Genomic DNA, 10,143 nt, shown 5'->3' with positions numbered 1-10,143 from the left:
GCCGAGTCGTAAAGCTCAGAAAGCTGTTATTGAACAAAGAAAGTTAAATCCTGTGCTTGACTCTTGTGGTTAAAAACAGGACATTTTAAATGGTTTATCGCATAGACATTTTAATTGGTGAATAACATCTTTTGATTTCCTTTTTAAATTATAACTTTATTGTATATAGACAAGCCCACTCATTAGCGATTGGGCTTTTTAGTTGATATTTCACGTTCCACGCTTCATTTTGGTACAACTTTGAATGATTTTATTAAATTAAGCTGATCAATTTCTATTTTGGATTAGCTTTGCTTAGCCAAAAATTTCTCAATGGCTACCTGTGCAATCTCCGCATCTTCAAACGACTTCACACCCGACACACCCATCGCACCGACGAGCTGGCCTTGATACAGAATCGGTTCACCACCTTCCAACATTCCTGAGAAAGTTTCCATGGTCAGAAAACCCATCTGTCCGCCTTTGATAATATCCTCAAACAGTTTGGAGGGATGGCGACTCATAGCTGAACATTTAGCCTTTTCGACGGCCAGATTTGCAGTCATCGGTGCTGCACCATCCATACGCTTCATCGCAAGCAAATTACCCGTTTCATCTACGACTGCAATACTGACATTAAAACTGTTCTGAATGGCATATTGATGGGCTTGATCTAATAAAAATTCCGCATCGCTTAAAGTCAAATAATGTTTGGTTTGCATGAAAATGATCTCTAATTTTAAATGTAATTCCCCCTAAGCCTGAGCCATATATAGCGCAAGAATACTGGAGGAAGTCTTTAAATTTTCATTTCTATTCGATAGATGAAAGCCCTCTCCTTTAAGGAGAGGGTTTGGGAGAGGTATTACGCTTTCATCTCAGCAAAAGTTTCTTTAGCCGCTTGAATCGTGTAAGCAATATCTTCATCACTATGCGCAGCAGAAATAAATCCTGCTTCAAAAGCAGATGGTGCAAGGTTTACGCCACGATTTAACATGCCATGGAAGAATTTACGGAACGCATCGACATCGCATTTCAGCATAGAGTCGAAGCTAGTAATATCTTCCTGATCGGTAAAGTAAAGACCAAACATACCGCCCACTTGTTGGGTCTTGAATGAAATGCCTGCTTCATCAGCAGCAGTTTGTAAACCGGCGAGCAATTTTTCGAGTTGTGCGGTTAATTTTTCATAAAAACCTTCGGTACGTAAATGCTTGAACATCTCGATACCGGCACGCATTGCCAGTGGATTACCCGACAATGTACCTGCTTGGTATACCTTACCCAATGGCGCGATGCATTCCATCACTTCACGTTTACCACCGAAAGCACCCACTGGTAAGCCTGCACCGATGATTTTACCTAAAGTGGTTAAATCCGGAGTAACGCCATAATGTGCTTGCGCACCGCCAAGACCGACACGGAAACCGGTCATTACTTCATCAATGATAAACACTGAACCATGCTCATCACAGACATCACGAATCGCTTGCAGGAAACCATCAATCGGTTTCACAAGGTTCATGTTACCTGCCACAGGCTCAACAATCACGCCGGCAATTTCTGAACCGAATTTGGCAAAGCATTCTTTTAAAGTCGCGATGTCGTTATATGGAAGTGTCAGCGTATGTTTTGCAAAATCCGCCGGCACACCTGCAGACGTCGCTTCCCCTTCACCACTGGTCAATAAACCTGAACCGGCTTTTACCAATAATGAATCCGAGTGACCGTGATAACAGCCTTCAAATTTTACAATCTTGTCACGGCCAGTATAACCACGTGCTAAACGAATCGCGGTCATGGTTGCTTCTGTACCCGAGTTGGTCATACGCACTAGTTCAATCGATGGCATGATCTCGCAAATAATATCTGCAAGCGTAGTTTCATGGACTGTAGGCGCACCAAAACTCAAACCATCGACCGCAGCATCCTGAACTGCTTTAATAATCGCAGGATGCGCATGACCCAAAATCATCGGCCCCCATGAACCCACATAGTCCACATAACGTTTGCCATCGACATCATAAAGATACGCACCTTGGGCTTTTTCGATAAAGACCGGCGTCCCACCGACACTATTAAATGCGCGTACAGGTGAATTGACGCCACCCGGGATATGTTTATTGGCTTGTTTGAACAATTGTTCTTGCTTTGGAGATAAGCTCATGAAGGCACTCGACTCAAAATTAAATCAATCAAAAAATTTTATGCTGTAGCTTGAAAAAGCGCAGACCATTCATCTAAACGTTCAGGAATGGCATTCATAGGAAGTCCCAATATATCACTAATCACCGCGCAATAATCCGCACCTGACTCAATGACATCCTTTGAATTTTCAACCGTTAAACCACCAATGGCACAGAGAGGCACGTTCAATTTTTCTTTGGCCAGTTTTAAGGTTTCAAGACCAATATTACCCGCTTCAGGTTTACTATCAGTCGCATAAATTGCTCCAAATGCCACATAATTCGCACCATCGGCAATGGCCTGTTTAGCCAGCTCAAGTGAGTTATTACAGCTACGGCCAATCAACACGCCTTTAGGCAAACGCGCAACAGCGTCGACAATCGAACCATCATCCTGGCCTAAATGCACACCCACGCCGTATTTAACCGCCATTTCCAGATCATCGTTAATCACGAAAGGTACGCCATATTCAGCACACATGGCTTTCATGTACTCGATTTCGTAAATTTGATCTTCTTTCGCCACTTTTTTACGGCGATATTGCAAGACCGCAACACCACCATTGGCCATTGCACCTTCCAACTTCGCTAATAAAAGCTCTAATGGATCATCATTGGTAATTAAATATAAACCGCGCATCTTGCTCGCCATTTCCTAGAATGGCTCTATTATAGGCATAACTCCGCTAGATTTCCGCAGTCCTGCTGTTTCTGAGACCGCGGGCAACAACAGATTTGCAGTTTTTTAGTACAATTTATCCGTTAAATTTTAAATATCACCATTTTCAGGGATATACCGGCTATTAAATCTACGTTTTAATCGCTTTATAACAATAATTATAACGTGTTAATACTTACGCCCTCCGACAAACGCTTTTAGGATTTTGCAGACAACTTGGTGGAGAAGTTGCAAAATTCTAAGAGCGATTTTTTTGTTTTTTTTCACCTAGTTCAAGCGCACTCAAATTAATGAATGTTAAAAATACCCATTTTCAGGGATAGCCCAATCGGCACGAAGCGACTTAAATAGTCTTAGACACAGACAATAAACAGAAAAATAAATACCTGTGTTGGTAATACCCGATCCTTTCTGGTTTTGAGTCCTTCGTTTGTGGGAAGACGTTTCAAAGCCAGAAAGGATCTTTTACTTTCAGCACACATCCACATAAAAGCTTCTATGACTATTTACATAATAGCATCAGCAAAATCTTAAAATTTTATTGATATTAAACAGACATAAAAAAAGCCCGGAGAAGGTCGCTCCAGGCTTGGAAAACTGATGTATGACTAAAATATAATGGTTGATCAAAAAACCAAATCTGCAATAACATAATTATTAGAATAATAATTCTAGACTTGCAAGGCTTTTATCGAAATTTCATGCTTTAAGTGAGCACATTCCGATAAAAGTCATTCTGGCTCAACTGGAAATTTTATCGTATTTACGGTCTATCAGACTGATATTGCCACGCAGGACATCGGCAAACATGCGCCAGTCCGAGATAAAGCTATATACAGGCTGTTTGAAACTGGCCGGTTTATTGCGCTCAAAGATAAAATGTCCGACCCAAGCACAAGCATAACCCGTGAGTAAACCATAGGCAAAATATCGCGGCTTGCCTTGACGAATGGCTTTAGCAAAACAGTATAAACCGATGCTACTGCCGGCCACGTGCAGACGGCGACTGATAATATGCCGATGTTCGGTCAAATAGAAGCGATAAAATTCATGATAATTTTTAATCGGCATCTGGGGCTGAGCCACCACCTCATTCTTACTTTCTGGTTGTACTTGTACATTCATCTGTCATCATCCTGACGTTTTTGTTTTACCTTAGCGTATATTTTAGCCAAATAACAGCCTTTTGATTCGCGCTTCAATGTATCTTGAACATCCCCCTGAACGTCTGAATCCGATCGTTTTAGCCTAAAATGAACCGATGAAATTCAATCTTAAAAGTTCTGTTTAAGCTTTTTATGTTCAGTCAAGTCTTACATGCATTTTGATTTTGGTTACAATCTGCTGCGCACAAATCTAAAAATATAATTGCGGCTGCTGTCCGCCTCATTTCAAAACCTTATTCAAGTGAAGATTCAGTGCTTAATTGCACTGAACAGATAGGATGATCATCATGGTTGAAGTTGAACTCAAGTTCCAGATTCCTGTGGCACGACGCACTGCGCTGCTGAAGGCACTTGATCCGAAAAAGTCTCAACAGATCCAGCTTCAAGCCAAATATTATGATACTGCTGACCGTCAACTGGCCCGGCATGGGGTGGCACTACGTCAGCGTCTGGAAGGTACACGTTGGTTTCAAACCCTAAAAGCGGCCGGAAAAAGCCACATCGAACGCTTTGAACATAATCATGATCTAGGGGAATTAACTGCATCTCCTGAACTGGATTTAGATATTTATAAAAAATTTCCAGAAGCCGGGACAATTCTCAGCAATGCGCTCGGCAATCAGTTCGACCAGCTACAACTCCAGTTTGAAACCGATATTTCCCGTACGTTAAGGGTAATTGACTATGAAGATACCCAGATCGAAGTCAGCTTGGATATTGGACAGATCCGCACACAGGATGCTGAGCAAGAAGTACATGAAGTTGAGTTCGAACTAAAAAATGGTTCAATTCAACATCTGCTGGCCTTTAGTTTTGAATGGGTCAAGAAATACCAGCTCTGGCTCGATGTACGCAGCAAAGCAGAAATAGGCAATTTATTGGCCACTTCACAGCGCGTTAGCCCTGCGACCCTTAGCAAAGAATTTCAGATCAGCAAAAAAGACAGCGCCAGTAAAACCATGCGCAGTCTGATTGCGCAGCAGATGCAGCATTTATTGCCGAATATCGCGGCGATTGCAGCACAGGTTGCAGAGCAGGAACATATTGATCAGGCACGACTGGCACTGGATCACTTATATCTGACCTTGCTGCTGTTCAAAGACTGGCATCCTCAGCTTTCGGACAAATGGGCACATCAACTGGCGGCCTTTAAGCAGCAATTTGAACATCTGCAACATTTGCAACACATGCAAAACAGCTTGGCCGGCTTCCTGCAAAATCCAACCACGGCAGAAAACCTGAGCAAAGATATTCTGTATGCGCAGGAGAAACTCGGTAATCTGGTCAAATCCACCCAGAATGTGCATCATTATCTGGAATTGCTGATGTTTAGTTTAAATGATAATGATCATGCTTCTCTGGATCTGAAAACTGCTGCACAAACCACCTTGCAACAGCAATATAAAGCCTTGCAGGAACAAATGAACCAGACGGATATCACCGATTTTGAAAGTCTGGATCAATTGGCCAGCCGGATTCAGGAACTCAAATTCAGCTTTCCGATTTTAACCACGATCTATGATGTCAAAAATTTGCAGAAATACAGCAAAGCGCTGAATGATGCACAACTGGCAGCCAGTGAATATCAAACCTTGGCCTCTTCTGCAGTTTATATTCAGCAGACCGAACTGGAAGCAAGTGACTGGTTTGTGCTGGGCTGGCTGACCGCCAAGCAGGAAGTCTATGCGCAGAAACTGCTTGAAGCGACCGAACAGTTCCTGGTCAGCCGTAAATTCCTAAAATAAACATATTGAAATAAATATCACGAGAAATACTTAAAGCACGCCTTCTATGGCGTGCTTTTTGTTGCAGAAGCACATCACACCCCTGCTGATCTTTGGGCTATATTAATCTGTAAAACCAACATCGCGGAGGAATAACCCGATGGCAGAAATAGAACTCAAATTCCAGATTCCGCCACAGTCTCGTGTGCAATTTGAACAGGACATCCAGAAACTTCAGCCGACTCGGCATCGTCTGTGTGCACGCTACTTTGATACTGAAGCGCAACAATTACAACAACATCAGATTGCCCTGCGGCAACGTCTGGAAGACCAGCAATGGATTCAAACCCTGAAAGCAGCGACCGAACAACAATTTGAACGTTTTGAACTTGAGCATGAATTAAAAAGTCCTCCGGAACATTGTGATTTTCAGTTATATCGCAAACATAAACCGGCCAAAAAAATCCTGAAACAGGCGCTCGGTGATCTGGAGACACCGCTTATTCTGCAATTTGAAACAGATGTCGTACGGTATGTACTCACAGAAAGTCATCTGGACAGTAAGATTGAAATTGCCTTTGATGTCGGAGAAATTCGACACAATGATCAAGCCATCGATATTTATGAAGTCGAATTTGAGCTTAAATCCGGCCAGCTGAGTGAATTGATTGATTTCATTCAGCCCTGGGTTCAGCGTTATGCTTTGTGGCTAGATACACGGAGCAAATCGGAACGCGGTTATGCCTTATTACATGGCGAAGAGAATCTGCCGGTTCAGCATCAGCTTCCCTTAGTGCTTGAACAGAAAGATCAGATCAGTACGATTTTGCAAAAGATTGTCACCAACTGTCTGGCTCATCTTTTCCCAAATGCGACGGCGATTGCTGCAGAAAATTATAATAGTGATCATGTGCATCAGGCACGTGTTGCGATTCGACGTTTGCGCAGTGCCTTTAAAATTTTCCAGTCCGTAACTGAACATGTACAGCCAGAATGGCCAGAACAGCTGCGGGATATTTTCCAGCAACTGGGTTCTACCCGAGATCGCGATGCCTTGGCAGAAAGCCTGATTCCACAACTAGAAAAAGCAGGTTCACCCTTACTGAAATTACCACCACACCGACAAAAACAACCAGATATCAGTACACTGTTCAGAAGTCCTGCCACAGTAGAATTAATGCTGCAACTATTCAGCTTTAGCCAAGAAAATACAGAGGGTAAAGCCAAGTCTTCGCATAAAATTTTGTGTAAAGGCCTGAGCAAGCTGCACCAGCAAATCTGTCAGGATGCCGAGAACTATCAAGAACTGGATATTGAATCCCGACATCGCACACGCAAACGGGTTAAACGCTTACGCTATAATGTAGAATTCTTGCAAAGCTTATTTCCTGAAAAAGAGGTTAAAGCCTATCTAAAAGCCTTAAAACCCTTGCAGGAAAGTCTCGGGCATTATAATGACCTATTTGTAGCAGACGAATTATTTAGACCTTATGTCAAACAACAGGCCAAGGCCTGGTTTGTGCTAGGCTGGATAAGTGCGGAACAGCAGCGTTTGTCGAACGAAGCAGCAGAGCGTTTACAGCAGTTTGCAGAAAATACCAAGCCCTTCTGGTAAGACCGGGCTTGGTCAAATTGTGCTAGCGATATTTGCCGAATACTTTCCAGGTATTATTGTCTGCCAGAGGATCGTTATAACTGTCGCTGCGTTGCTTGCGTGGCTTATCGCGTGCATCGACCAGTTCAAAATGTGGCTCAACACTCAGCACAATCCCATTCACATAAAAACGGGTGCGCGTATATTCGCTCTGGCCATGCTGAAACACATAAGTGCGTAAATCTACAAATTCACGGTGTGCCACTAATACTGCGGTATCGTCACTATCAAGCCACTGCCGCATGGCCGCAACCTGTTCTGGCTCGAACTGGCCACATTTTTCGATCAGACTGGCGACCCCACGAAAAGTTTTGGATTCTTTGGCACGGGTTTTATTGATCCGGATCCGGTCAACATGAAAATAAAACAGCGGCAGGTTTAAATGACTCGGCAGATGGATCGCATCCAAGATTTCATCTTCCATAAAAGGCTGAAACAGATCCTGTGCCCTTTCAATCAGCCCGAGCCACTGGCTATAGTATTCATCTACCTGTGACTGGCTGCCATAATAAATCGGCAAGCCTTCAACATTGGCTAGATTTGCCGGTGGCCAAATATTCTGGCGCAATAAGGCAATATCACTTTTTAGGCTTTGTACTGCAATCGCATCCTGCATGGCATTCACTTTTATATGCTTAGGCTATTTTTTTAGATTAAGGCAAAGGTTTAGTTTCTGCAAGGCTTTGCCTATAATTAGCGATTGAGATTTTAGTGTTAGGAACAAATTCATGGTTCAAAAGATTGAAGCAACCGATGTAACCGAAGAAGAAGCGTTAAATGCGGCATTCTTTGAACGTGCTGATGAATTTATTCAACAAGCCAACGAGTTTTGTCGCGTAGAAAAAGGCTCACAGGAAAAACCGAGCGATAAGCGCGGTCAAGTCAGTGCGGCGATGTTATTTGGTACTGCCCGTTTTAATACCTGGGTGGCAGCAAATAATTTTAAAGATGGGAATGAAATGCGCGATGCCAAAGATCAGGTCATGTCTTATATCTTGCAGCAATTTCAAATGATGCTGGAAGATAACTATGATGAATACTGTGAACAGTTCGAAAACTATTTACGTTTCCGTCACAATGAAGAGTTTCATGCCAACAAGCATAACCATGATCACAAGCATGATCATTGATTAAAATACGAAAAGCCCCGCGGGGCTTTTTTTATTTGCTGTCATTTATCATATTGACTTTAAAGTGATTTAAGCACTATATAAATTGAATAATAAATAAACGAAAACAAGGCATAGTATGCAGCAACTTCCCTTCCCGATCATTGACCCTCATATCCACCAATGGGATCCGTACAATACCCCACATGCGGCAGCGCTAGCGGTAAAGCTGTTCGGCAATCATCCCAAATTACTAGACAGAATGGTTCGACTGTTGAAACCCAGAGACGTCATTGAGACCATTGGCCTGACACAGCACCTGACTGCACCTTATCTGCCTGCAAATTACAAGAGAGATGCAGGACATTATGAAGTTGAGCAAGTTGTGCATGTTGAAGCCAGCTGGCATGACCAGAAAGGCACAGGCGTGGTGGATGAAACCCATTTTATCGCTGGACTTCCTTTTGACCAGCACAATATCCAGTTAGGTGGAATTGTCGCTACGGCTGATCCACGGCAGAAAAAATTTAAACAGTTGATTGAATTGCATCGCGAAGCTTCTCCCAAATTTCGCGGCATCCGTAAAATGGCTGCGGTACATTCAGATAAAGGAATTCATGCCTGGACGGATGAACCGCATCTCTATCGTAATAAAGATTTCTTGAAAGGTTTTGAGGAACTGGCCAGGCAAGATTTAAGCTTTGATGCCTGGGTGTACTCTACCCAGATTGCGGATGTTACTGCGCTGGCCAAAGCCTTTCCAAACACCCCTATTGTGCTGGATCATCTGGGTACGCCCGCAGGTTTATTTGGCAAAGTGGGCAAAGCTACAGGCAAGACCGAACAAGATCGCACCCAGATATTTGCAGACTGGAAAGATCAGTTGGCAGAACTGGCCGAATGCAAAAATGTATCGACCAAAATGTCTGGTCTGTTTATGCCAGTCTTGGGACATGATTTTCACACGCAGAAACGGCTGGCAAGTAAACAGGAATTAGTGGAACGTGCCGCACCCGTGATCCAGCATACTTTAGACTGTTTTGGTTCTGGGCGCGTGATGTTTGCATCCAACTTTCCAATGGACAGTGTCAGTAGCTCACTCACCAACATTATTGATGCCTTTAGCGATATTGTGCAGGACTACAATGAAAATGCCTTAAAGTCGATTTTTTATGAAAATGCTAAACGTTTTTATCGACTTTGAGTAGATGAGGACATGCTAAGTTGGATAACAGATTCCAGTCTAAATACGCCTTCAGGCAAAGGACTTTGTATTTTACTCACTATTATTTCAAGCTGGATAACGTCTTATTATTATCAAGTGGCGATCCATCATCCTTTTGATCAAGATATTGCTTTCGTTTCAACTTTGATTGGCTGTGGAATATTGATTTTCCTTCTTATTGTATCTGTTTGGAGTCTGCTCCTATCTATCCTTGCAAGCTTAACTGGAGGGATTGTTTTTAGCCATAGAGCAACCTAAAGCATAAAACTAAAATAAAAAAATCCCCTCACTTGAGTAATGCCAGTCAGTTAAGCAAAAAAAGTTAAAATGCTGTAAAAAGAGCGTATGTAAATACGCTCTTTTTTTATGAATTTATCTCAGAATCTAGATTTAACATTAAAACAAACCCTACCTTCACTTT

General features: G+C 42.6%; 10 protein-coding genes. 5 read left to right on the top strand and 5 right to left on the bottom strand.

The genetic code is table 11. The annotated features are described in order from the left end of the window. Nucleotides 1-284: 284 nt before the first annotated feature. The 4 genes from FTV08_RS15590 to FTV08_RS15575 all read right to left on the bottom strand — a co-directional run bounded on the left by FTV08_RS15590 (nt 285) and on the right by FTV08_RS15575 (nt 3,969). Nucleotides 285-701 carry a heme-binding protein gene (locus FTV08_RS15590; protein WP_004280003.1) on the bottom strand — a complete coding sequence of 139 codons (417 nt, stop codon included), beginning with the start codon at nt 699-701 and terminating at the stop codon, nt 285-287. A 143-nt stretch (nt 702-844) separates the two neighbouring features. Beyond that, on the bottom strand, nt 845-2,146 hold the full coding sequence (hemL, locus tag FTV08_RS15585; protein ID WP_071852227.1) for a glutamate-1-semialdehyde 2,1-aminomutase: 1,302 nt from the start codon (nt 2,144-2,146) through the stop codon (nt 845-847). Nucleotides 2,147-2,184: 38 nt separating this feature from the next. Next, nucleotides 2,185-2,805: a thiamine phosphate synthase gene (gene thiE / locus FTV08_RS15580; protein WP_005107266.1), complete on the bottom strand. Its 621-nt coding sequence runs from the start codon at nt 2,803-2,805 to the stop codon at nt 2,185-2,187. 780 nt (nt 2,806-3,585) lie between these two features. Further along, nucleotides 3,586-3,969, bottom strand: coding sequence for a DUF962 domain-containing protein (locus FTV08_RS15575; RefSeq protein WP_004646637.1), 384 nt, complete (start codon nt 3,967-3,969; stop codon nt 3,586-3,588). A 328-nt stretch (nt 3,970-4,297) separates the two neighbouring features. Between FTV08_RS15575 and FTV08_RS15570 the strand changes: the two genes are divergently transcribed. Together FTV08_RS15570 and FTV08_RS15565 are read left to right on the top strand one after the other, a co-directional pair. Next, entirely contained in the window at nt 4,298-5,755 is a 1,458-nt protein-coding gene (locus FTV08_RS15570) for a CYTH domain-containing protein (protein ID WP_004646636.1), read from the top strand. Nucleotides 5,756-5,894: 139 nt separating this feature from the next. Then, nucleotides 5,895-7,349 (top strand): CYTH and CHAD domain-containing protein, encoded by a 1,455-nt coding sequence (locus FTV08_RS15565; protein WP_085064265.1) that lies wholly within the window; start codon nt 5,895-5,897, stop codon nt 7,347-7,349. Nucleotides 7,350-7,371: 22 nt separating this feature from the next. On the opposite strand, the gene FTV08_RS15560 is transcribed toward FTV08_RS15565, so the two are convergent. Next, nucleotides 7,372-8,004: a hypothetical protein gene (locus tag FTV08_RS15560; protein ID WP_180087635.1), complete on the bottom strand. Its 633-nt coding sequence runs from the start codon at nt 8,002-8,004 to the stop codon at nt 7,372-7,374. Between the two features lie 112 nt (nt 8,005-8,116). Between FTV08_RS15560 and FTV08_RS15555 the strand changes: the two genes are divergently transcribed. The 3 genes from FTV08_RS15555 (at nt 8,117) to FTV08_RS15545 (ending at nt 9,980) form a co-directional block, all read left to right on the top strand. Beyond that, entirely contained in the window at nt 8,117-8,518 is a 402-nt protein-coding gene (locus FTV08_RS15555) for a DUF3144 domain-containing protein (RefSeq protein ID WP_004280011.1), read from the top strand. Nucleotides 8,519-8,636: 118 nt separating this feature from the next. Then, entirely contained in the window at nt 8,637-9,701 is a 1,065-nt protein-coding gene (locus tag FTV08_RS15550; protein WP_180087634.1) for an amidohydrolase, read from the top strand. Between the two features lie 12 nt (nt 9,702-9,713). Continuing rightward, entirely contained in the window at nt 9,714-9,980 is a 267-nt protein-coding gene (locus tag FTV08_RS15545; RefSeq protein ID WP_155756639.1) for a hypothetical protein, read from the top strand. The last annotated feature ends 163 nt before the right edge of the window (nt 9,981-10,143 follow it).

The sequence above is a fragment of the Acinetobacter sp. YH12226 genome (assembly GCF_013417805.1).
Classification (GTDB): domain Bacteria; phylum Pseudomonadota; class Gammaproteobacteria; order Pseudomonadales; family Moraxellaceae; genus Acinetobacter.
This window is presented reverse-complemented; position numbering and strand designations above follow the sequence as displayed.

Excerpts from the sequence above, each read along its gene's own strand:
- FTV08_RS15590 (WP_004280003.1), bottom strand. The coding sequence starts at position 701 with ATGCAAACCAAACATTATTTGACTTTAAGCGATGCGGAATTTTTATTA.
- hemL (WP_071852227.1), bottom strand. The coding sequence starts at position 2,146 with ATGAGCTTATCTCCAAAGCAAGAACAATTGTTCAAACAAGCCAATAAA.
- thiE (WP_005107266.1), bottom strand. The coding sequence starts at position 2,805 with ATGCGCGGTTTATATTTAATTACCAATGATGATCCATTAGAGCTTTTA.
- FTV08_RS15575 (WP_004646637.1), bottom strand. The coding sequence starts at position 3,969 with ATGAATGTACAAGTACAACCAGAAAGTAAGAATGAGGTGGTGGCTCAG.
- FTV08_RS15570 (WP_004646636.1), top strand. The coding sequence starts at position 4,298 with ATGGTTGAAGTTGAACTCAAGTTCCAGATTCCTGTGGCACGACGCACT.
- FTV08_RS15565 (WP_085064265.1), top strand. The coding sequence starts at position 5,895 with ATGGCAGAAATAGAACTCAAATTCCAGATTCCGCCACAGTCTCGTGTG.
- FTV08_RS15560 (WP_180087635.1), bottom strand. The coding sequence starts at position 8,004 with ATGCAGGATGCGATTGCAGTACAAAGCCTAAAAAGTGATATTGCCTTA.
- FTV08_RS15555 (WP_004280011.1), top strand. The coding sequence starts at position 8,117 with ATGGTTCAAAAGATTGAAGCAACCGATGTAACCGAAGAAGAAGCGTTA.
- FTV08_RS15550 (WP_180087634.1), top strand. The coding sequence starts at position 8,637 with ATGCAGCAACTTCCCTTCCCGATCATTGACCCTCATATCCACCAATGG.
- FTV08_RS15545 (WP_155756639.1), top strand. The coding sequence starts at position 9,714 with ATGCTAAGTTGGATAACAGATTCCAGTCTAAATACGCCTTCAGGCAAA.